At 69.4% G+C, this 22,049-nt stretch carries 21 protein-coding genes; 11 read left to right on the top strand and 10 right to left on the bottom strand.

The annotated features are described in order from the left end of the window. The first annotated feature begins 47 nt into the window (after positions 1–47). On the top strand, positions 48–1,007 hold the full coding sequence (locus tag ON41_RS21325; protein WP_083905515.1) for a metallophosphoesterase family protein: 960 nt from the start codon (positions 48–50) through the stop codon (positions 1,005–1,007). 9 nt (positions 1,008–1,016) lie between these two features. Here the strand turns inward: ON41_RS21325 and ON41_RS21320 are convergent, their stop codons facing one another. Both ON41_RS21320 and ON41_RS21315 read right to left on the bottom strand, forming a co-directional pair. Further along, positions 1,017–1,523 (bottom strand): GNAT family N-acetyltransferase, encoded by a 507-nt coding sequence (locus tag ON41_RS21320; RefSeq protein WP_040749496.1) that lies wholly within the window; start codon positions 1,521–1,523, stop codon positions 1,017–1,019. A gap of 2 nt (positions 1,524–1,525) precedes the next feature. After that, a complete protein-coding gene (locus ON41_RS21315) occupies positions 1,526–2,956 on the bottom strand; it encodes an amino acid permease (RefSeq protein ID WP_246829572.1) in 1,431 nt (476 codons plus the stop codon). 143 nt (positions 2,957–3,099) lie between these two features. Here ON41_RS21315 and npt point away from each other — a divergent pair, with 143 nt between their 5' ends. Continuing rightward, positions 3,100–3,819, top strand: a complete 720-nt coding sequence (gene npt, locus ON41_RS21310; RefSeq protein WP_276325750.1) for a 4'-phosphopantetheinyl transferase Npt — start codon at positions 3,100–3,102, stop codon at positions 3,817–3,819. A 36-nt stretch (positions 3,820–3,855) separates the two neighbouring features. Continuing rightward, entirely contained in the window at positions 3,856–4,782 is a 927-nt protein-coding gene (gene truB, locus ON41_RS21305; protein WP_051162097.1) for a tRNA pseudouridine(55) synthase TruB, read from the top strand. Here the strand turns inward: truB and ON41_RS21300 are convergent. Genes ON41_RS21300 through ON41_RS21290 form a run of 3 tightly spaced genes read right to left on the bottom strand, consistent with a single transcriptional unit; the run spans position 4,779 to position 6,949 of the window. After that, the gene (locus ON41_RS21300) at positions 4,779–5,465 is read right to left on the bottom strand and encodes a GntR family transcriptional regulator (protein ID WP_040749453.1); all 687 of its coding nucleotides are present in this window, start codon (positions 5,463–5,465) and stop codon (positions 4,779–4,781) included. The two genes, truB and ON41_RS21300, sit on opposite strands and share 4 nt — an antisense overlap. Continuing rightward, positions 5,452–6,195: a maleate cis-trans isomerase family protein gene (locus ON41_RS21295; protein ID WP_040749452.1), complete on the bottom strand. Its 744-nt coding sequence runs from the start codon at positions 6,193–6,195 to the stop codon at positions 5,452–5,454. The genes ON41_RS21300 and ON41_RS21295 overlap by 14 nt, the downstream gene beginning before the upstream one ends. A gap of 10 nt (positions 6,196–6,205) precedes the next feature. Then, positions 6,206–6,949, bottom strand: coding sequence for a maleate cis-trans isomerase family protein (locus tag ON41_RS21290; RefSeq protein WP_040749451.1), 744 nt, complete (start codon positions 6,947–6,949; stop codon positions 6,206–6,208). 148 nt (positions 6,950–7,097) lie between these two features. On the opposite strand from ON41_RS21290, the gene ON41_RS21285 reads away from it, so the two are divergent. Together ON41_RS21285 and ON41_RS21280 are read left to right on the top strand one after the other, a co-directional pair. Then, complete coding sequence (locus tag ON41_RS21285) at positions 7,098–8,003, top strand: D-2-hydroxyacid dehydrogenase (RefSeq protein ID WP_085995744.1); 906 nt, start codon at positions 7,098–7,100, stop codon at positions 8,001–8,003. A 12-nt stretch (positions 8,004–8,015) separates the two neighbouring features. After that, on the top strand, positions 8,016–9,416 hold the full coding sequence (locus ON41_RS21280) for an amidase (protein ID WP_083905514.1): 1,401 nt from the start codon (positions 8,016–8,018) through the stop codon (positions 9,414–9,416). A gap of 66 nt (positions 9,417–9,482) precedes the next feature. Here ON41_RS21280 and ON41_RS41725 read toward each other — a convergent pair whose 3' ends face one another. The 3 genes from ON41_RS41725 to ON41_RS21270 form a co-directional block, all read right to left on the bottom strand. Beyond that, on the bottom strand, positions 9,483–9,818 hold the full coding sequence (locus ON41_RS41725) for a hypothetical protein (protein ID WP_157185568.1): 336 nt from the start codon (positions 9,816–9,818) through the stop codon (positions 9,483–9,485). A gap of 283 nt (positions 9,819–10,101) precedes the next feature. Continuing rightward, a complete protein-coding gene (locus ON41_RS21275) occupies positions 10,102–10,602 on the bottom strand; it encodes a DUF3830 family protein (RefSeq protein ID WP_040749449.1) in 501 nt (166 codons plus the stop codon). Positions 10,603–10,613: 11 nt separating this feature from the next. Beyond that, complete coding sequence (locus ON41_RS21270; RefSeq protein ID WP_040749448.1) at positions 10,614–11,855, bottom strand: aspartate aminotransferase family protein; 1,242 nt, start codon at positions 11,853–11,855, stop codon at positions 10,614–10,616. A gap of 235 nt (positions 11,856–12,090) precedes the next feature. Between ON41_RS21270 and ON41_RS21265 the strand changes: the two genes are divergently transcribed. Both ON41_RS21265 and ON41_RS21260 read left to right on the top strand, forming a co-directional pair. After that, the gene (locus ON41_RS21265) at positions 12,091–13,521 is read left to right on the top strand and encodes an NAD-dependent succinate-semialdehyde dehydrogenase (RefSeq protein ID WP_246829574.1); all 1,431 of its coding nucleotides are present in this window, start codon (positions 12,091–12,093) and stop codon (positions 13,519–13,521) included. Then, positions 13,518–14,579 (top strand): tartrate dehydrogenase, encoded by a 1,062-nt coding sequence (locus tag ON41_RS21260; RefSeq protein ID WP_040749447.1) that lies wholly within the window; start codon positions 13,518–13,520, stop codon positions 14,577–14,579. The genes ON41_RS21265 and ON41_RS21260 overlap by 4 nt, the downstream gene beginning before the upstream one ends. A gap of 175 nt (positions 14,580–14,754) precedes the next feature. Here ON41_RS21260 and ON41_RS21255 read toward each other — a convergent pair whose 3' ends face one another. After that, positions 14,755–15,408, bottom strand: coding sequence for a metal-dependent transcriptional regulator (locus ON41_RS21255; protein WP_444543679.1), 654 nt, complete (start codon positions 15,406–15,408; stop codon positions 14,755–14,757). Between the two features lie 271 nt (positions 15,409–15,679). Between ON41_RS21255 and ON41_RS21250 the strand changes: the two genes are divergently transcribed. Next, a complete protein-coding gene (locus ON41_RS21250; RefSeq protein ID WP_051162075.1) occupies positions 15,680–16,645 on the top strand; it encodes a bifunctional riboflavin kinase/FAD synthetase in 966 nt (321 codons plus the stop codon). A gap of 82 nt (positions 16,646–16,727) precedes the next feature. Here the strand turns inward: ON41_RS21250 and ON41_RS21245 are convergent, their stop codons facing one another. Further along, positions 16,728–17,546 carry an alpha/beta fold hydrolase gene (locus ON41_RS21245; protein WP_040749444.1) on the bottom strand — a complete coding sequence of 273 codons (819 nt, stop codon included), beginning with the start codon at positions 17,544–17,546 and terminating at the stop codon, positions 16,728–16,730. 224 nt (positions 17,547–17,770) lie between these two features. Between ON41_RS21245 and rpsO the strand changes: the two genes are divergently transcribed. The 3 genes from rpsO (at position 17,771) to ON41_RS21230 (ending at position 22,043) form a co-directional block, all read left to right on the top strand. After that, complete coding sequence (gene rpsO, locus ON41_RS21240) at positions 17,771–18,040, top strand: 30S ribosomal protein S15 (protein WP_040749490.1); 270 nt, start codon at positions 17,771–17,773, stop codon at positions 18,038–18,040. A 336-nt stretch (positions 18,041–18,376) separates the two neighbouring features. Next, a complete protein-coding gene (locus ON41_RS21235) occupies positions 18,377–20,653 on the top strand; it encodes a polyribonucleotide nucleotidyltransferase (protein WP_040749443.1) in 2,277 nt (758 codons plus the stop codon). Positions 20,654–20,762: 109 nt separating this feature from the next. Then, a complete protein-coding gene (locus tag ON41_RS21230) occupies positions 20,763–22,043 on the top strand; it encodes a M16 family metallopeptidase (protein ID WP_051162093.1) in 1,281 nt (426 codons plus the stop codon). Positions 22,044–22,049 lie beyond the last annotated feature (6 nt).

Here is a 22,049-nt window from a genome sequence, read left to right as displayed (position 1 = left end):
GGTTGGCGCATGCAGGCGCGGTAGGCGAGTAGAGAGGGTAGTGCCGGGTGACTCCGAAGTTGATGGCCGTGAGCGATATCCATGTCGGGCACCAGGGCAACAAACCCGTCGTCGAGCAGATCAGGGCGGATTCCCCCGAGGACTGGCTGATCGTCGCGGGTGACGTGGCGGAGAAGACCGACGACATCCGCTGGGCGCTGGAGACGCTGCGCCGCCGGTTCGCGAAGGTGATCTGGGTGCCGGGCAACCACGAATTGTGGACCACCGTCAAGGATCCCGTGCAGATGCACGGCGCGGCCCGCTACGACTACCTGGTGTCGCTGTGCCGCGACCTGGACGTGCTGACGCCCGAGGACCCGTTCCCGGTCTGGGAGGGCGCGGGGGCCGAGCAGTACGGCGGCCGGGTCACGGTCGCGCCGCTGTTCGTGCTCTACGACTACTCCTGGCGGCCGGACGGGGCCACCACGAAGGCCGAGGCGATGGCCATCGCCCGCGACCGCAATGTCGTCGCGACCGACGAATTCCTGCTGTCCCCGGACCCGTACGTGACCCGCGACGCCTGGTGCCACGCGCGCGTGCAGTACACCCGCCGCCGGCTCGACGAGTTGGCGCCCGGCGCTCCGGTCGTGCTGATCAACCACTTCCCGCTGAACCGCGAGCCCACCCGGATGCTGTTCTATCCGGAATTCTCGCTGTGGTGCGGGACGGAACTGACCGCGGACTGGCACACCCGCTACAACGCGGTCTGCTCGGTCTACGGCCACCTCCACATCCCGCGCACCACCTACTACGACGGCGTCCGCCACGAAGAGGTGTCGCTGGGCTACCCGCGCGAGTGGCAGCGCCGCGGCCTGCCCGACAAACTGCTGCGCCAGATCCTGCCCGCGCCGGAGTACGGCCCCGGCGACCTGAACGAGTGGGGCGGCCACTTCAAGATCACCGCGGCAATGCGGTCCGCCGCCGCCGAGATGCGCCGCCAGGCCGATCGCCGCCGCGGCCTGGCCTGAGCCGGGCCGTCAGCCGAGGCGTCGCACCATGGTGATGCTGGTGGTGCCGACGCGGTTGGTCTTCTCGGAACCGGGCACGTACACGAAACCGAGGCGTTCGTAGAGCCGTCGCGCGGGGTTGTTCTCGCGCACGCTCAAGCAGACGGCGTCGTGGTCGGCCGCGGCACTGTCGAGCAGGCGGTTCAGCATCATGGTTCCCAGGCCGGTGCCGCGTGCCCGCGGCACCACCCCGACGGCGAGTTCGGGAGTGCGGTCGTCGACGTATCCGTAGGCGGCGTTCCGCGCGTCGAACAGCCGAATCCACGCCGCTCCCAGCATGGTTCCGCCCTCCTCGCACCCGATCACGCCGAGATCGCCCGCGCCGCCCCACTTCTCGACGTAGCGAGCCAGCTCGGGCACGGACCGCAGGTCGTCCACCTCCATCTGCTGCTCGGCGGCATGCGACGCCTCGAACAACATGGTCCAGAGAAACGGTTCGTCGGAGGCAAGGGCAGGGCGGACAATCGCGGACGTCATGATCACCGAGGGTAGGGGCTCACCCGACTCCTTCGTCGATGACGCTGGACGATCGGGAACGCGACGAGCAGGACCGCCACGCTGACCAGGCTGAGGTAGAACTGCGACCGCGTATCGGACATGTAGCCCATGGTCGCCAGGATCGCGACGATGGCGGCGATCGACAGGACGCTGAGCCAGGGATGCAGCCACATCCGCAGCGAGGTGTCGAACCGTCCCTCCCGCGTCAGCCGGTTGCGCAGCCTGATCTGCGACAGCGCGATGATGATGTAGACGAACAGCGCGACCGCGCCCGCCGAGTTCATGATGAACGCGAAGACCCGGTCGGGGGAGACGTAGTTCATCAGGATGGCGAAGTAGCCGACCACCGTGCTCAGCAGGATCGCCTTCCACGGCACTCCGCGTCGGGTGGTGTCGGTCGCCCACGCCGGTGCCCACCCGTTCCCGCCGAGCGCGTACACCATCCGAGAGGCGGTGTAGAGCCCCGAGTTCAGGACCGACAACGCCGCCGACAACACGACCGCATCGATGATCGTGGACGCGGCGGGCAGGCCGAACCGGTCGAAGGCCGTGGCGTACGGGCTCGAGGTGGACGGGATGTCGGGCCACGGCGTGATCATCACCAGCAGCGCCACCGAGCCGACGTAGAAGATCAGGATGCGCCACACGATCGTGTTGGTCGCGCGCGCGATCGCGCGGGCCGGCTGACGCGACTCCGCCGCGGCCATCGTGACGATCTCGGTGCCGAAGTACGCGAAGATCACCACGACGACACCCTGCAACACCGGATACGCGCCCTGGGCGAAGAATCCGCCGTACCCGATATTCGACACCGACAGCCGCGAATCCGGCAGCAGGCCCAGCACATACAGCACCCCGACCACCAGGAACACCACGATCGTGGTGATCTTGATCGACGCGAGCCAGAATTCCGTCTCCCCGAACGACCGCACCGACAGCAGGTTGGAGGCCGTAAGCAACAGCATCAGCCCGACCGCGAAAACCCATGCGGGACCGCCGGTCCAGCCGCCGATGATGCGCCCGCCGACCACCGCCTCGAAGGCCACCACCCCGACCCAGAAGTACCAGTACAGCCAGCCGACGACGAATCCGGCGCGATCGCCGAGCGCCACCCGCGCGTACTCCATGAACGATCCGAGCGCCGGTCGCGCGACGGCCATCTCGCCGAGCATCCGCATGACGAGGGCGACGAGGACGCCCCCGATCGAGTACGACACGATCGCGGCCGGTCCGGCCGTGGCGATGACCGATCCGCTGCCCACGAACAGGCTCGCGCCGATGATGCCGCCCAGCGCGATCATGGTGAGGTGCCGCGAGCGCAGCGCGCCCCGGCGCAGCTGCCCGCGCACGGCCGTCCCGGAGTCCTCGGCGGTCCGCGGCGCGTGCCCGTCTTCCGTATCCTCGGCCGTCACCACTACCTCCTCGGAAGATCCGTGCGTCACATCCGAAGCCGCCCGGCGGTCCACGGATGTGATTCGGGCCACGGTAGGTGATCGGAGACCGGCGCGCACCTCGATCGGCGGTCCGCGTCCTCGGCTACCCTCGTGTCGAGTAGGTGTCGAGTCAGGAGGCGGTCATCGAGGAGCGGGTGGATCGGGTGTCGGCGCGCCTTATCGGCGGCATACTGCCCGAGGGTGTGGCGGCGGCGGAGCTGGTGCGGTATCCGGAGGAGCTGAAGCCGCATCCCGGCGAGGAGCACCTGATCGCGAAGTCGGTGGAGAAGCGGCGCCGGGATTTCATCGGCGCGCGGTACTGCGCGCGGGAGGCGCTCGCACAACTCGGTGAGCCGCAGGTGGCGATCGGCAAGGGGGAGCGGGGAATGCCGCTGTTCCCGAGCGGCGTCGTCGGCAGCCTGACCCACTGCGACGGGTACCGCGCCGCGGCCCTCGCGCACCGGCTGCGCTGGCGCTCGGTCGGCATCGACGCCGAACCGCACGACACCCTGCCCGAGGGCGTGCTGGAGTCGGTGAGCCTGCCGCCGGAACGGGAGTGGCTGAAGGGCGCGATCCCGGCGACCGGCCTGCACATGGACCGGTTGCTGTTCTGCGCCAAGGAGGCCACCTACAAGGCGTGGTTCCCGCTGACGCTGCGCTGGCTGGGCTTCGAGGACGCGCACATCACCTTCACCATCGACGACTCCGGCAGCGCCGGAACCTTTCACAGCAAGATCCTCGTGCCCGGACAGGCGAACGACGGCGGCGCGCCCCTGGCCGCGTTCGACGGGCGCTGGCTGATCGGCGACGGGCTGATCCTGACCGCGATCGTGGCGGGCTGATGCGCGGCACTCGCACGAGTTCCGGTGGGAGCGACCGTGGGTGAGCGGCCGGCCCCGCTGGTGGACGTGCTCGGCGGCTTGCTGATCGTCGATAAAGCCGGCGGCATGACGAGCCACGACGTGGTGGCCCGATGCCGGAAGCTGTTGCACACCCGCAAGATCGGGCACGCGGGCACCCTGGACCCGATGGCCACCGGGGTGCTGGTGCTCGGCGTGGAACGGGCCACGAAGATGCTGGGCCTGCTCACCCTGACCACCAAGGCGTACGCGGCGACGATCCGGCTCGGGCAGTCCACCGTCACCGACGACGCCGAGGGCGAGGGCGTCGCGACGACCGCCGCCGGGCACGTCACCGATGCCGAGATCGCCTCCGGCGTGGCCGGATTGACCGGTGACATCCAGCAGGTCCCCGCCACGGTGAGCGCGATCAAGGTCGGCGGCGAACGCGCCTACGCCCGGGCCCGTGCGGGGGAGGACGTCCAGCTGGCCGCCCGCCCGGTCACGGTCAGCCGCTTCGACGTCCTGGCGCGCCGCGATATCGATACGGGCACAACGTCGTTCGTCGACCTGGAGGTGGTCGTGGAGTGCTCGTCGGGCACCTATATCCGCGCCCTGGCCCGCGATCTCGGCGAGAAGTTCGGCGTCGGCGGCCATCTCACGGCACTGCGCCGCACCCGGGTGGGCCCCTTCACCCTCGAGCACGCCCGGACCCTGGATCGGCTCGCCGACGATCCGGGATTGAACCTGGACATCGATGCCGCGGCCCGGCTCGCGTTCGCGCACCGCACGATCACCGCGGCCGAGGAGGCGTCCCTGCGCGACGGCCGCTGGCTCGATCCCGTCGGCATCCCCGGCGTCCACGCGGCGCTGACCGCCGACGGCCGCGCCATCGCGCTGCTCGAGGAGAAGGGTCGGCGCTCGTCGCCCGTCCTCGTGGTCCGGCCGCGCGGGCTGATCGACTAGACGTCCGCCGGGTGCAGGTCCGCGCCTACCGTGGCGCGGAGGCGCTCCACGGCGTCGTGCATGTGGTCGACCAGGAGTTTGCGGGCGCGGGCCGGGGCGCCGGAACCGATGGCCTCGCGCAGGTCGGTGTGCTCCTGGATCTGGTCGAGCACATCGGAATACGTGGTCTCCAACGCGCCCAGGCACATGCGGGTCTCGATGAACAGCGTTCGCGCGGCATGCGCCAGGCGGGGGCTGTCGGCGCTGGCCACCAGTGCCTCGTGGAAGGCGTGGTCGGCATCGGACATCCCGGCGGGATCGCGGCTGTCGGCGCACGCGCGCATCGCGGCGATGCTGGGTTCCAGTGCGGCATAGGCGATATCGCGGCGGCCGTCCAGGATCAGGTCCAGCGCACCGCCCTCGATCGCGGTCCGGGCCCGGTAGATGTCGACCACATCCTCCAGACTGAGCTCGATGACGAAGATGCCCCGGTGCCGGATGCTGTGCAGCAGGCCCTCCGACACCAGCCGCTGCATCGCCTCCCGCACCGGACCGCGGGAGACGTCGAACTGCGTGGCGAGATCGGCCTCGACGAGCTGTGCGCCCGGCGCCAGGCCGCCGCGCATGATCGCCGTGCGCAGCCGATCGGCGATCATCTCCGCCGTCGACTGTCTGTTGACCGGCTCGAATTCAATCACCGACATGAACGAGCCTTTCCGAGAACAGCTTACCGAGCCGGGGGGAGATCGGTTCGCTCCCCGGCGAATAGCCGGCGAGCCGGATGCCCTCCCAGATGGTGACCTGATTGGCGGTGAGTACCGGCTTGCCCAAGGTGGCCTCCAACTCCGGCAGTACCGCCAGCGTATGCATGGCGGTGTCGGGGATCAGCAGCGCCTCGGCATCGGGATTGTCGTTGGCGACGGCCAGTTTCAGCACCTGTTCGTCGGTGAGGGTGCCGACCTCGGCCGCCGTATCGATATCCGCGCTGCCCATGGATAGCACCCGGATGCCTTCGGCGGCAAGGAAGTCGACGAACAGCGCCGCGACGTCGTCCGGATAGCTCGCCCACACCGCGACCGTCGAGATGCCCAGCGCGCGAGCGGCGTTCACGAAGGCGAAGCTGGTGCTGGAGGCGGGCACCCCGGCCGCCTCGGCCAGTCCCCGGACCTGCTCGCGCGCCCCGTCCGGGCGGTAGACGAAACTGCCGGAGGTGCAGGCCCATACGACCGCGCTGGGCCGCGCCGGCGCCAGCAGTTCGGCCCCCTGCCGCAACTTGCCGGGGCTGCCCAGGTCGAGCAGTTCGGGCACGGCGTGCAGATCGGTGCCGTAGATGTGCGCGACCCGCAGGTCCGCGCCGAGGATCTCGGCCGCGCGCGGATAGTCGTCCTCGGCGGCGTGGTCCGGGTAGATGAAGCCGATCGTCGGCGTCTGCATATCGGTTCCCCTAGAAGACGTCCTGGAGCCACTTGCCGGGCCCCATCATGGGCAGTTTCATGCGCCCCAGGCATGCCCACATGGTGAGCTGGTTGGCGGTGAGCACCGGTTTGCCGAGGGCCTGTTCGAGCGGTTCGATCAGGTCGTAGGTGGGCAGGTTGGTACAGCTGACGAAGATCGCTTCGGACCGCGGATCGTCGGCGTTGATGATGCGCTCGGCGATGGTGCGGTAGCTGACCTTCCAGATACCGCCGCCGAGGCCGAGATGGTTCGATCGGACGACCTCGCAGCCGGCCTCACCGAGGAAGTCGTGCAGCTTCTCGGTCAGGATCTCGTCATACGGCGTGATGACCGAGAGCCTGCTCACGTCGAGCGCTCTGATCGCCTCGATCAGTGCGCCGGACGTGGTCACCGCATCTCGGGCTCCGGCCGCGCAGATGGTGTCGCACAACGAACGCTCGTAGTCCAGCCCCTTGATGAAGCTGCCCGAACTGCACAGATAGGCAATCACTTCCGGGTCTACATGCAGGATGTTGCGCGTGGCGGAGGTCAGGTGTGCCGCATCGGACACCAGCTCCGCCATCGCTACCGACACCGGTACCGGCTCATACGGAGTGCGGGCCAGGTGCAGGCTCACCTCGAGAGGCGCCCACCTCCACAACTCGCGTTCCAGCGCCAGGTCGAATGGCGCGATGATGCCGATACCTCGCTGCGCGACCGGGCCGTCGATGTCGGGAAAATTGAGTTCCGCCACCAGTGGGCCCCTCTCGCGTTCAGCTGAATATTCCTCCGCACACGATCGGATTGTTGACAATCATACGATGCGTTTCTAGCCTGTCAATGTGAATGAGGGCCAAATAGTCACCGTTCTTCACGATGGCACCCGGCCCGATGCGAGCCTCTTGCGCCCGGTGTCCGAGCGGGCCGAGATCCGCTACACCGAGGCGGAGGGGCTCGCCGACTCGCTTCGTGGTGCCGATGTGTTGTTCGTGTACGACTTCACCAGTACAGCGGTTCCCGGCGCCTGGCCGGGAGCCGACAGATTGCGTTGGGTGCACGTGGGTGCCACCGGCGTCGACTCCGTGATGTTCGACGAGCTGATCCGCAGTGACGTCGTCGTCACCAACACCCGGGGCATCTTCGACGGGCCGATCGCCGAGTACGTGCTCGCGCAGATCCTGAACTTCGCCAAGGACCTGCCCGAGTCGTGGCGGCTGCAACAGCGGCACGAATGGCGCCATCGGGAGTCGGAGCGGCTCTCCGGCGCCACGGTACTCGTCGTCGGCACCGGGTCCATCGGCCGGTCGATCGCGCGGATGCTGCGCTGCGTGGGCATGGAGGTCCGCGGCCTGGGGCGGCGGGCGTGCACCGACGATCCGGATTTCGGCACCGTCGCCACGGATCTGCACGCCGAGCTGCCCGGGGCGGACTACGTGGTCGCCATCGCGCCGCTGACCCAGCAGACCCGGCACATGTTCGACGCGCGCGCGTTCGCCGCGATGAAGCCGCATTCCCGTTTCGTCAACGTCGGTCGTGGGGAACTAGTAGTGACAGACGATCTCGTCGCCGCGCTGCGCAACGGCACGCTCGCGGGCGCGGCGCTCGATGTCGTCGATCCCGAGCCGCTGCCGCCCGGCCATGCGCTCTGGGATCTGCCGAATGTCCAACTCACCCCACACAACTCCGGTGATGTGGTCGGCTGGCGCGGTGATCTCGCCACCGCGTTCGCCGAGAATTTCCGGAGGTGGAGCGACGGCCGGCCGCTCGTGAACGTGGTCGACAAAGGGCTGGGATACGTCCCCAGCTGAAAGGGAGTCAGGATGGCCCACCCCGATATCGATATCCCCACCGAACCGGCCGCGATGACCGCGGTCGAGCTGATCACCGCCTATTCGGCGGGGGCGCTCTCACCGGTCGAGGCGACCGAGGCGGTCCTCGAGGCGATCGCCGAGCGCGACGGTGATCTCAACGCGTACTGTCTGGTGGACGGCGAACGCGCCCTGATCCAGGCCAAGGAGTCCGAGGCGCGCTGGCATTCCGGTCACGTGGCCGGGCTGCTGGACGGGGTGCCGATCTCGATCAAGGACATCTTCCTCACCGAGGGCTGGCCGACGCGCCGTGGCTCCACCTCCGTCGAGCCCGATGTGCCGTGGCCCGTGGACAGCCCGGTCGCGGCGCGGCTGCGCGGCGACGGCATGGTGTTCCTCGGCAAGACGACCACGCCGGAGCTGGCCTGGAAGGCCACCACCGACAGCCCGCTCACCGGGATCACCCGTAATCCGGTGGATCCGTCGAAGACCTGCGGCGGTTCCTCGGGCGGCAGTGCGGCGGCGGTTGCCGCGGGGATGGGCCCGGTCTCGGTCGGCACCGACGGCGGTGGGAGCGTGCGCATTCCGGCGGCGTTCTGCGGCATCGTCGGGTTCAAGCCCACGCACGGGCGGATCCCGCTGTACCCGGCGAGCCCGTTCGGCCCGCTGGCCCACGCCGGGCCGATGACGCGCACGGTCGAGGACGCCGCGCTGCTGATGGACATTCTGGCGCTGCCGGATCCGCGCGACCCCACCGCGCTCGCGCCGCCGATCAGCACCTACCGCGCCCAGTTGCAGCGCGACGTGCGCGGGGCGACGGCCGCCTTCTCGCCCACCCTCGGCTACGTCGACGTCGACCCCGAGGTGGCGAGCGTGGTGGAGAGCGCGGTGCGGCAGCTGGAGGCGGCCGGGCTGCGCGTGGTGAACGCCGATCCGGGCTTCAGCGATCCACTGGAGGCGTTCGAGGATCTGTGGGCCTCGGGCGCGGCGACGATGCTGTCGCACTTCCCCGAGGGCAGCCGCGAGCGCGTCGATCCGGGCCTCGGTGAGGTCTGGGATCGGGGCGCGACCCTGAGCGCGGTCGACCATCTGAACGCCCGCGCGGTCGCCGCCGAGGTGGGAATCGTGATGGGCGCCTTCCACACCGCCTACGACGTGCTGATCACGCCCACGACGCCGATCGCCGCCTTCGAGGCCGGCCACGACGTTCCGCCAGGCAGCGATCTGCGCAGCTGGCCGCAGTGGACGCCGTTCACCTACCCGTTCAACATGACCCAGCAGCCCGCGATCAGCATCCCGATCGGCGCCACCGCCGCCGGGCTCCCGGTCGGCCTCCAGATCGTCGGCCCGCGGCACTCCGACGATCTGGTCCTGGCCATGGCCCGCTTCGCGGAAGTGGTCCTCGCGGGCTGATCCCTCGCGCCAGGCTCGGGCACGGCACTCGTCGCCGCGCCCGTGGCCCGGTGCGAGGGCACGGCCCTACGGCAGCGCGTTGGCGATCGTCACCTGGAGATCGCAGATCTCGTTGGGCAGCCAGTTGTACGCCGCCGCCGATCCGCCCCCGAGCGGCAGCACCGTCACGGTGCACACGTATCGCCCGTGCTTGTCGTACTGCGCGCAATACCCCTCGCCGCAATGGGTGGACAGGCCGTCGAAGACCGGGGTAACCCCCTGGGCGGCTACCTCATTGCCTGCTGCGGGTTCGGCTGAGCCACTCCCCGCGCCGAGTACGGCTACTGCGGCCGCCGCGACTAGCGTGGGTGCCGCGAGGCGGCGGGCGAGTCGTGCGGGGCGATCGAAAGTCCTTGTGAACATGGCGATGTCACCTTCCCGCCGAGCGGACACCGCGGCCGCGGCCGGGCCCGGCGACCGAGCCACTGTTGATCGCTGACCGACTCTACTTCGGGCCTTCTCGCGTGTCGCGCCCCGAATCTTGCGGTGCCCCAACATGGTTGTGGGGAGTTCGCTGGGCGAACTCCCCACAACCATGTTGGGAAAGACAGGCGGCTCTCGCTCGGAGTGGTGACGGTTCTCGTGGGTCTGCCCCCTTGTTTCCGGCATGCTTTTGGCCGGAAACAAGAGGAACTTCCCTTGCTGGCTACTCCGAATCCCTTGCGAAGGCGAGGGTTTCGCCCTCGACGCCGCGGAGCCAGAGGTTGTTGCATGCCGTGGCGATATCGGCCAGGCCCTCTTCGATGGTGGCGAAGACGTTGCCGGGGACCCAGCCCTGGTCGCCGTTGATCAGGAGGTTGTTACGGCCGTAGAAGAGGGCCAGGTCCGTGGCGCCCTGGGCGTGGTGGGCCTCGGAGCCGGGTTCGTAGCCGTAGGCGGGGTTGCCGATCTCCCAGGGTTCGAAGTCGAACAGGCAGACGTCGCCGGGAATCGGTGTGATGGTGGGGTTTTCGCGGTGCGGGGCCGCGGTGATGCGTGGGACCAGCGTGTACACCTCGTTGCGGGCGTACTTGGCGTGGAAGGCGTCTGCCTCCTGCGGCAGGGCGTCCCACACCGCGGCGCAGGTGAGGGGGGCCTCGGCCTCGAGCAGGCGGGCGCGGCAGCGCACGCCCGCCTTGGTGAGGGTGATGCTGATGTAGCGGGCCATGGCGGAATCTCCTACAGCTCGTCCAGCACGGAGGACCAGATGCCGAGGGCCTCGTCGACCTGGTCGGCGGTCACGATCAGCGGCGGGATCATCCGCACGACATTGCTGTAGGCGCCGCAGGTCAGCAGCAGCAGGCCCTTCTCGTGCGCCTTGCGCTGCGCGGCCGCCGCGGTGGCGGTGTCGGGTTCGCCTGCCGCCGTGGTGAATTCGGTGCCGACCAGCAGGCCCAGGCCGCGCACGTCGCCGACGGCCTTGGTGGCGCGGCTGCGCGCGCCGGCGAGCAGCTGGCGCCCCCGCTCGGCGGCGTTGTCGACCAGGCCCTCGGATTCGATGACGTCGATGGTGGCCAGCGCGGCGGCGCAGGCGACGGCGTTACCGCCGTAGGTGCCGCCCTGGGAACCCGGCCACGCCTTGGCCATCAGCTCGCTCGAGGCGGCGATGCCCGACAGCGGGAAGCCGCTGGCCAGGCCCTTGGCGATGGTGATGATATCCGGCTTGACGTCGAAGTGCTGATGGCCGAAGAACTTTCCGGTCCGCCCGAAGCCGGTCTGGATCTCGTCGAAGACCAGCAGGATGCCGTGGCGGTCCGCGCGCTCGCGCAGGCCCTGGAAGAAGCGGGTGTTGCCGGGAATGTAGCCGCCCTCGCCGAGTACCGGCTCGACGAAGAACGCGGCGGTCTCGTCGGGCGAGCTCAGGGTGGTGAGCAGGTAGTCCAGCTCGCGCAGCGCGAAATCGGTGGCCTGCTCCTCGCTCCAGCCGTAGCGGAACGCGGTCGGGAACGGCGCCACGTGCACACCGGCCATCAGCGGGCTGAATCCGGCGGAGAACCGGGTGCCGGAGGTCGTCATGGTGGCCGCCGCGACCGTGCGGCCGTGGAATCCGCCGTGGAACACGATGACGTTGGGCCGCTTGGTGGCCTGCCGCACCAGCCGCAGCGCCGCCTCGATCGCCTCGCTGCCGGAGTTGGAGAAGAACACCGAATCGAGCCCGGCCGGCAGCACGTCGCCGAGGCGCTCGGTCAGCGCGAGCAGCGGCTTGTGCATGACGGTCGTGTACTGACCGTGGATCAGGCTGCCGACCTGCTTCTGGGCCGCCTCGACCACCTTCGGGTGGCAGTGACCGGTGCTGGTCACGCCGATCCCGGCGGTGAAGTCGAGATAGCGGCTGCCGTCGGTGGCGTAGAGGTAGCAGCCCTCGCCGTGGTCGACGGTGACCGGGGTGGCCTGCTTCAGGACGGGGGAGAGAGCCGTCATCGTGATCCGCCTTCCGGAGCGTGGGGTGGTGCCGCGAACGGGGGTGTGTCGGATTGTCTATTGTCGGATTGTCGACAATATGAATAACATGTCGGGCAGTGCCGCAGCAATGGGGTACCGATATCAACCGACCGCCGGATCCGGCGGAGACCAGGGTGAGGAGCACGCGGTGACGCAGAGCCAGACGATCCCGAACCGGACCGACGAGAGCCTGAATCCGGCCGAGCGGGCCGCGATCGACAGCGTCCCCACCGGGCTGTACATCGGTGGCGAGTGGCGCGAGACGGCGGCGACGCTGCCGGTCGTCGATCCGGCGACGGGCCGGACGCTGTGCTCGGTGTCCGACGCCGGGCCCGACGACGGCCTCGCCGCCCTCGAGGCCGCGGCGAACGCGCAGGCCGACTGGGCGCGCACGCCCCCGCGCGAGCGCAGCGAGATCCTGATGCGCGCCCACCGCATGCTGCTCGACGATGCCGACCGGCTGGCGCTGATCGCCACCCTCGAGATGGGCAAGCCCCTGGCGGAGGCGCGCGGCGAGGTCACCTACGCCGCGGAGTTCTTCCGCTGGTTCGCCGAGGAGGCCGTGCGCCTGGACGGCGGATACATGACCGCACCGGCCGGCAACGCCCGGTTCCTGGTGGCCCGCCAGCCGGTCGGGCCGAGCCTGCTGATCACGCCGTGGAACTTCCCGATGGCCATGGCCACCCGCAAGATCGGCCCGGCGCTGGCGGCCGGGTGCACCTGTGTCGTCAAGCCGGCCGAGCAGACGCCGCTGTGCACGCTGGCGATCGCCGACATCCTGCGGCAGGCCGGGGTGCCCGCGGGCGTGGTGAACGTCGTCACCACCTCCGATCCGGGCGCGCTGATGACGCCGATGATCCTCGACGAGCGCTCGCGCAAACTGTCGTTCACCGGCTCCACGCCGGTCGGCAAGAAGCTGCTCGAACAGTGCGCGCAGACCGTCATGCGGACCTCGATGGAGCTGGGCGGCAACGCGCCGTTCATCGTCTTCGACGACGCCGACCTGGATGCGGCCGTGGAGGGCGCGCTGGCGGCGAAGATGCGCAATATCGGGCAGGCGTGCACCGCCGCGAACCGGATCTTCGTGCAGCGCGGCGTGATCGACGACTTCGCGCAGCGGCTCGCGGCGCGGATGGCGGCGCTGCCGCTCGGCCGGGGCACCGAACCCGATGTCGTGGTGGGTCCGCTCATCGACGACGCCGCAGTGGCCAAGGTGACCGAGCTGGTCGCCGACGCCCGCTCGCGCGGCGCGCGGGTGCTGCTCGGCGGCGAACCGCTGGACGGCCCCGGAAACTTCTATCCCGCAACGGTTCTCGTCGACGTGCCGGACGACGCGCAGATGTGCCACACCGAGATCTTCGGCCCCGTCGCGAGCCTCACCCCGTTCGATACCGAGGAGGAGGTCGTGACGCGCGCCAACGACACCCCGTTCGGTCTGGTGGGGTATGTGTACACCGAGGGGTTGCGCCGCGGGCTGCGCGTGTGCGAGGCGCTGGAATCCGGCATGGTCGGGCTCAACCAGGGCGTGGTGTCCAACCCTGCCGCGCCGTTCGGCGGTATCAAGGAGTCCGGGCTCGGCCGCGAGGGCGGCCTGACGGGCATCGACGAATTCCTGGAGACCAAGTACATCGGCGTGCAGCTGTGAGCACTTATCGCATCGCGACCATTCCGGGCGACGGCATCGGCGTCGACGTGACCGCGGAGGCGGTGCAGGTCGTCGACGCCGTGCTGCCCGGGGTCGAGTGGACCGAATTCGACTGGTCCTGTGAGCAGTACCTGCGCACCGGGGCGATGATGCCCGCCGACGGGGTCGAACGGCTCGCCGGGTTCGACGCGATCCTGCTGGGTGCCGTCGGCTTTCCCGGTGTGCCCGACCACATCTCGCTGTGGGGTCTGCTGATCCCGTTGCGCCGGGCGTTCTCCCAGTACGTGAACCTGCGTCCGGTGCGGCTGCTGCCGGGCACCGAATCCGCGCTGCGCGACCGCACCGCCGAGGATCTGGACATCCTGATCGTGCGGGAGAACTCCGAGGGCGAGTACTCCGAACTCGGCGGCATCCACAACCCGGGCCGTCCGGAGGAGGTCGTGCTCCAGGAGTCGGTGTTCACCCGCACCGGCTGCGAGCGCATCATCCGCTACGCATTCGAGCGGGCCCGCGAGCGCGACGGGCGGCTGTGCTCGGCGACCAAATCCAACGGCCTCATCCACTCGATGCCGTACTGGGACAGCGTCTTCGAGCGCATCGCGGCCGAGTACCCGGACGTCGAGACCCGGCAGATGCACGTCGACGCGCTGGCCGCCGAGATCGTGCTGCACCCCGACCGCCTCGACGTGATCGTCGGCTCGAACCTGTTCGGCGACATCCTGTCTGATCTCGCCGCCGCGGTGACGGGCGGTCTCGGCCTGGCACCCTCGGGGAATATCAACCCGCACCGCGACGCCCCCTCCATGTTCGAGGCCGTCCACGGCAGTGCGCCCGATATCGCGGGCCAGGGCATCGCCAACCCCGTGGCCCAAATCCTCGCCGCCGCAATGATGGTGGAGCAGTTGGGGGAGCGTGCGGCCGCGGCGGCCATCGATCGCGCCGTCTGCGAAGTCCTGGCCGAAGGCAGTGTCCGTACCCCGGACCTGGGCGGCACCGCCACCACCACCGAACTGGGTCTCACCATCGCCAAGCGCGCCGCGGAACTCGTGGGGAGCTGAAGGGCATACGCCCCGGCCAAAAGCATGCCGGGGAATTGGGTCGGTGGTGTCGGGGAGTTGGGGCGGTGGTGTCGGGGAGTTGGGGCGGTGGTGCCGGGGGACTGGGGCTGTGGTGCCGGGCACTGACGGCGACGTAGGCTCCCCTCTTTCCGGCACGCTTTTGGCCGGAATCTCGTCAGGAGGTCAGCCAGATGGCTTCGGCGGCGGGGCTGCCCAGGTCCAGGGTGCGGTCGCCTAGTCGGATGGCTATGGTGCCGGCGAAGTCTCGGCGTTCGACGACCGAGATGGGGGTGTCCAGGGCGATGCCGACCGAGTCGAAGTACCGGAGCATGGCCGGGTCGAAATCGGAGATGCGGGCGACGCGGCCGGTCTCGCCCGCCTGGAAGTCACTGAGCTGGCGGGCCGGCGGGGTGGGCACGGCGCCGTCCACCGAGGGGATGGGGTCGCCGTGCGGATCACGGTCCGGGTGGCCGAGTTTGGCGTCGATGCGGGCCATCAGCGTTTCGGAGACCGCGTGCTCGAGGACCTCGGCCTCGTCGTGCACCTCGTCCCAGCCGTAGCCGAGTTCGTTCACCAGGAAGGTCTCGATCAGGCGGTGCCGGCGGACCATGGCGACGGCGGCGCGGCGGCCGTCCTCGGTCAGCGTGATGGACCCGTAGCGGGCGTGCTCGACCAGGCCCTGATCGGCGAGTTTGCGCACCGCTTCGGACACCGTCGACGCCGAGACGCCGATGCGTTCGGCGAGCAGCTTCGTCGACACCTTCTCCTGCGACCACTCCTGCGCGGTCCAGATCACCTTCAGGTAGTCCTGCGCGACCGAGGACAGCACCGGCGCGAGGGTCGTCTCGCCGGTCGCGGTGGCCGTGCCGCTCGTCTCCGTCGCGTCGGTCTGCTGTGACGCGGAGGGATCGGCCAGCTCGCGACGGGTGGCGATATCTCGTTTTCCGGGCACGTTTCGAGCTTAGCCGTGCGAACGGCCGGTCCGGAGGAGGCGGCCCGCCGAACACGATATGACGAACCGCCGATGCCCGCGCCACGCCGCTGTGAACAACCGCACCGCCGAATGCCCTCCGTGACGCGCTTTGCGTAGGCTGCCGGGTGTGCAGAGATGGCGAAGTCTCGAGGACATGCCCCCGGACTGGGGACGGTGCGTGCTCACGATCGGGGTGTTCGACGGTGTGCACCGCGGGCACGCCCAGTTGATCAGCCGCGCCGTGAAATCCGCCGCCGTGCGCGGCGTGCCGTCGGTGCTGATGACCTTCGACCCGCATCCCATGGAGGTGGTGCGGCCCGGTTCGCACCCCGCGCAGCTGACCACGCTGACGCGGCGGGCCGAACTGGTCGAGGAACTGGGCATCGACGTGTTCTGCGTGATGCCGTTCACCCAGGACTTCATGAAGCTCACCCCCTCGCGCTACGTGCACGACCTGCTGGTCGAGAAGCTGCACGTGACCGAGGTCGTGATCGGCGACAACTTCACCTTCGGCAAGAAGGCCACCGGCACCATCGACACCATGCGCGACCTCGGTGGCCGCTGGGGCTTCGAGGTCGACGGGGTGAAGCTGGTCGGCGAGCACGCGGTCACGTTCTCCTCCACCTACATTCGCGCCTGCGTCGACGCCGGTGACATGGCCGCGGCCGCCGATGCGCTCGGCCGCCCGCACCGTGTCGAGGGCGTCGTCGTGCACGGCGACGGCAGGGGCCGCGAACTCGGTTTCCCGACCGCGAACGTGGCGCCGCCGATGCACGCCGCCATCCCCGCCGACGGCGTGTACGCGGGCTGGTTCACCGTCCTGAGCCCCGGCAAAACCGTCGGCACCACCACGGCGGGCAAGCGGGCGATGGCGGCCATCTCGGTCGGCACCAACCCCACCTTCTCCGGCCGCACCCGCACCGTCGAGGCCTACGTGCTCGACACCGACGTCGACCTCTATGGCCAGCACGTGGCGGTGGATTTCGTCGAGCACATCCGCGGGCAGAGTACTTTCGGCTCGGTGGACGATCTGGTCACGGCCATCAGTCGGGATGTGGACCGCACACGCGAGATTCTCGCTGCGGACCAGTAGGCCAACCCCTTTTTCCGGCACGCTTTTGGCCGGAATCTCACCATGGGATTCCGGCCAAAAGCGTGCCGGAAAAAAGGGGTGGTCAGCTCTTCATGAACTCCAGGATGTCCGCGTTGATCTCCGCCGCGTGCGTGACATAGAGCCCGTGTCCGGCGGTCGGAAGCTCCTTCAGTTCCGCGTTCGGGAGTAGCCGGACCGCGACGCGGCTGGAGGGGTCGATCGGGATGGACTGGTCGGCGTGGCCGTGGACGAGCAGGACGGGGACGGTGATGCCGGGGAGTTCGGCGCGCAGGTCGCTCTCGATGACCGAGCGCTGGACCTGGATGGCGGCCCAGTGGGTGGTCGACAGGCAGCGCCGGACCTCCTGATCGATGAGGGCCGGGGAGACGTCGTTGCCGAGGTGGGTGGCGAAGTAGCCCTGGGCCCGGTCGGCCATCCACTTGGCGCGGTCGGCGCGCAGGGCGGCCATGGACGCCTCCAGCAGCTCCTCCGGAACGCCCGCCGGGTGGTCCGGGGCCCACGCCATCCGCGGCATGGCCGGTGCGAGCAGCGTCACCCGGCGCACCCGGTCCTGCCCGTGCCGGGCCAGACAGTGGACGGCCTCCGCACCGCCGGCGGAGTGCGCGACCAGCGTGACCCCGGTGAGGTCCAGGTGCTCGAGCAGTGCCGCCACGTCGTCGGCGCGGGTATCGACGTCGTAGCCGCCGGCGGGCCGGTCCGAGCGGCCGTGGCCGCGGCGGTCCAGCAGGACGCAGCGGTAGCCTCGCTCGGCGAAGAACGGCGCCTGGTGCTCCCACATCTCGGTGTTCAGCGACCATCCGGCGAGGAAGACGACCGGCGCGCCGGTGCCGTACTCCTCGTAGGCCAGGGTGGTTCCGTCGGTGGTCCGGAAGTACGGCATCGTGGGCTCCTCTGTAATCGTCCGTGCGAGAACAAGATTCGCAGCCGGGTAGCGGCAAGTCGATTACGCGTGAGGTAATGGATGTGGGTACAGCGCGAGGGCGATTCGGCTTCCGGATGCCCGTCCGGTAGGCTGGCTCGTCGGGTTTGCTGCGGTCCGCGGTGGCGCCCGCCCGGGGTTTCCCGGTTCTTCCGAGCGCGGACTGGAATACCAGGAGTGAATTCGTGGCGCTGACCACCGAGCAGAAGAAGGCGATCCTCGCCGACTACGGGGTGCACGAGAAGGACACCGGTTCGCCGGAGGCCCAGATCGCGATGCTGACCAAGCGCATCTCCGACATCACCGAGCACCTCAAGAAGCACAAGCACGATCACCACACCCGCCACGGCCTGATGCAGCTCATCGGCCGTCGCAAGCGCCTGTCGAAGTACCTGCAGGACAAGGACATCGCGCGCTACCGTTCGCTGATCGAGCGGCTCGGACTGCGTCGCTGACGCATAGCGACACACGTTCTGCAGAGGCAGTTCGCAAGCCAGCCGACGGGGAGGCTTAGAATCTCCCCGTCGGCTAGTCGTGTATGGACCGATCGGTAACACGCACGACGACGACACGGCCGTACACACCCGTCGCGTGGCGTCGGTCTTCGGTAGTGGCTTTTCGGCACGACGGTCCGGAGAGCTTCGATCGATGACCGCCTCCGCGTCGCCGCTCCCAAGGGGGACCGGCCGGGTGTGCGCGCCGAGACGCGCCCAAGCCGGGTACGGCTGACAACAGCCGGATCGCGCACACCTGCGCTGGATCCGGCGAGACGAGAGGTTGAGAACAGAACAATGACGGATACACAGACCAGCTCCGCGGTCGAGGTCGAGCCCGGAGTCTTCGAGTCGGTCGCGCTGATCGACAACGGCAGCTACGGCACCCGCACCGTGCGGTTCGAGACCGGGCGCCTGGCCAAGCAGGCCGCGGGTGCGGTCGTCGCCTACCTGGACGACGAGACCATGCTGCTGTCGGCGACCACCGCCGGTAAGCACCCCAAGGACCAGTTCGACTTCTTCCCGCTGACGGTCGACGTCGAGGAACGGATGTACGCTGCGGGCCGCATCCCCGGCTCGTTCTTCCGCCGCGAGGGCCGTCCCTCCACCGACGCCATTCTGACCTGCCGCCTGATCGACCGGCCGCTGCGCCCGTCGTTCGTCGACGGCCTGCGCAACGAGATTCAGGTCGTGGTCACGGTCATGAGCCTGGACCCGAAGGACCTGTACGACGTCGTCGCGATCAACGCGGCCTCGGCGTCGACGCAGATCTCGGGCCTGCCGTTCTCCGGCCCGGTCGGCGGCGTGCGCGTCGCGCTGATCGAGGGCCAGTGGGTGGCGTTCCCGACCGTCGAGCAGCTCGAGGGCGCGGTCTTCGACATGGTCGTGGCCGGCCGCGTCGTCGAGTCCGGTGACGTCGCGATCATGATGGTCGAGGCCGAGGCCACCGACACCGTGATCGCCCTGGTCGAGGGCGGCGCGCAGGCGCCGACCGAGACCGTGGTGGCCGAGGGCCTGGAGGCCGCCAAGCCGTTCATCGCCCGGCTGTGCAAGGCGCAGCAGGACCTGGCGCAGCTGGCGGCGAAGCCGACCGAGGAGTTCCCGCTCTTCCCGCCGTACCAGGACGACGTGTACACGGCCGTCGAGGGCACCGCGAAGACCCCGCTGAACGAGGCGCTGTCCATCCCGGGCAAGCAGGAGCGCGAGGAGAAGATCGACGAGGTCAAACTCTCGGTGCTCTCGAGCCTCGCCGAGGACTTCGAGGGCCGCGAGAAGGAGATCGGCGCGGCGTTCCGCTCGGTCACCAAGAAGCTTGTGCGCCAGCGCATCCTGTCCGACGGCTTCCGCATCGACGGCCGCGGCCTCGCGGATATCCGCGCGCTGTCGGCCGAGGTCGCCGTGGTCCCGCGGGCGCACGGTTCGGCGCTGTTCGAGCGCGGTGAGACCCAGATCCTGGGCGTCACCACCCTCGACATGGTGAAGATGGCGCAGCAGGTCGACTCGCTCGGCCCGGAGACCTCCAAGCGCTACATGCACCACTACAACTTCCCGCCGTTCTCCACCGGCGAGACCGGCCGCGTCGGCTCCCCGAAGCGGCGCGAGATCGGGCACGGCGCCCTCGCCGAGCGCGCCCTGATCCCGGTGCTGCCCAGCCAGGAGGAGTTCCCCTACGCCATCCGTCAGGTGTCGGAGGCGCTGAGCTCCAACGGTTCGACCTCGATGGGTTCGGTGTGCGCCTCGACCCTGGCGTTGCTGAACGCCGGTGTGCCGCTGAAGGCGCCGGTCGCCGGTATCGCCATGGGCCTGGTGTCCGACGCGATCAAGAACGACCAGGGCGAGGAGGAGACCCGCTACGTCGCGCTGACCGACATCCTCGGCGCCGAGGACGCCTTCGGTGACATGGACTTCAAGGTCGCCGGCACCCGGGACTTCGTCACCGCGCTGCAGCTGGACACCAAGCTCGACGGCATCCCCTCCAAGGTGCTGGCCGGCGCCCTGAACCAGGCCCGCGACGCGCGCCTGACCATCCTGGAGGTCATGGCCGAGGCCATCGCCAGCCCGGACGAGATGAGCCCGTACGCCCCGCGCGTCACCGCCATCAAGATCCCGGTCGACAAGATCGGCGAGGTGATCGGACCCAAGGGCAAGGTCATCAACCAGATCACCGAGGACACCGGCGCCAACATCTCCATCGAGGACGACGGCACCGTGTTCGTCGGCGCGACCGACGGCCCGTCGGCGCAGGCCGCGATCGATCAGATCAACGCCATCGCGAACCCGCAGCTGCCGAAGGTCGGCGAGCGCTTCCTCGGCACGGTCGTCAAGACCACTGCCTTCGGCGCGTTCGTCTCGCTGCTGCCGGGCCGCGACGGTCTGGTGCACATCTCGAAGCTGGGCAACGGCAAGCGGGTCGGCAAGGTCGAGGACGTGGTGAACGTCGGCGACAAGATCCGCGTCGAGATCGCCGACATCGACAACCGGGGCAAGATCTCCCTGGTTCCGGTCGAGGAAGAGGACACAGCGGCGGCGCCCGTTACCGCCGACACCGCTGCGGTAGAGGCCGGTGCCGAGTAAAAATTTCGGTGTGACGAAGAAGAAGCACACGCCCCCCTCGCTCGTTACCGAGCAGGGGGGTTCTTCGCTACGACTCGCGACCACGGACGCCCCGCTCACCGACAGCGGTGTGCGGCGTACCGTGCTGCCTGGCGGGCTGCGAGTCGTGACCGAGCACGTGCCGGGCGTGCGGTCGGCGTCGGTCGGGGTCTGGGTCGGCGTCGGCTCGCGCGACGAGGGCCCGACGGTCGCCGGGGCCGCGCATTTCCTGGAACATCTGCTGTTCAAGCAGACGCCCACCCGGTCGGCGCTGGATATCGCGCAGGCCATGGACGCGGTCGGCGGTGAGCTGAACGCGTTCACCGCCAAGGAGCAGACCTGCTACTACGCGCACGTCCTCGACGAGGATCTGCCGCTGGCGGTGGATCTGGTGTCGGACGTGGTGCTGAACGGGCTGTGCCGCGGCGAGGATGTCGGCGTCGAGCGCCAGGTGGTGCTCGAGGAGATCTCGATGCGCGACGACGACCCCGAGGACATGGTCGGCGACGCGTTTCTGACCGCGCTGTTCGGCGACCACCCGATCGGGCGGCCGGTGATCGGCACCGTCGAATCCATCGAGGGCATGACCGCGGCGCAGCTGCGCGGATTCCATCAGCGCCGCTACCGTCCGGACCGGATGGTCGTCGCGGTGGCCGGCAATGTCGACCACGAGCACACGGTGGAACTGATCTATCGCGCCTTCGCGGGCCGCCTCGATCCGGTGCGGGAACCGGCGCCGCGGCGCGAGGGCCACTTCCGCATGCGGACGCCGCCGCGGCTGGAGCGGACCTACCGCGACAGCGAGCAGGCGCACCTGGTGTTCGGGGTGCGCGCCTACGGGCGGCACGAGGGGCAGAAGCGCTGGCCGCTGTCGGTGCTGAACACCGTGCTCGGCGGCGGGCTGAGTTCCCGTCTGTTCCAGCGCATCCGGGAGGAGCGCGGCCTGGCGTACTCGGTGTACTCGAGCGTCGACACCTTCGCCGATACGGGCGCCTTCTCGGTGTATCTGGGCTGCCAGCCCGAAAACCTCGGCCAGGTCGCGAGTCTCGCGCGCGACGTGCTGGAAGAGGTTGCGGCGGACGGCATCACCGATGCCGAATGCGCTCGCGCCAAGGGTTCGCTGCGCGGCGGTCTGGTGCTGGGGCTGGAGGATTCCGGCTCCCGGATGAACCGGATCGGCCGCAGCGAACTCAGCTACGGCAACCACCGCAGCGTCTCGGACACGCTGGCCCGGATCGACGCGGTGACCACCGCGGAGGTCTCGGCCGTGGCTCGCTCCCTGCTGGCCCGGCCGTTCGCGGTGTCGGTGGCGGGACCGTTCCGCCGCACCCGCGATCTGCCCACGTCGGTCCGGCGGCTCGTGAACGACTGAGCCGCC

Source organism: Nocardia transvalensis NBRC 15921, assembly GCF_000308875.1.
GTDB lineage: Bacteria > Actinomycetota > Actinomycetes > Mycobacteriales > Mycobacteriaceae > Nocardia > Nocardia transvalensis.
This window is presented reverse-complemented; position numbering and strand designations above follow the sequence as displayed.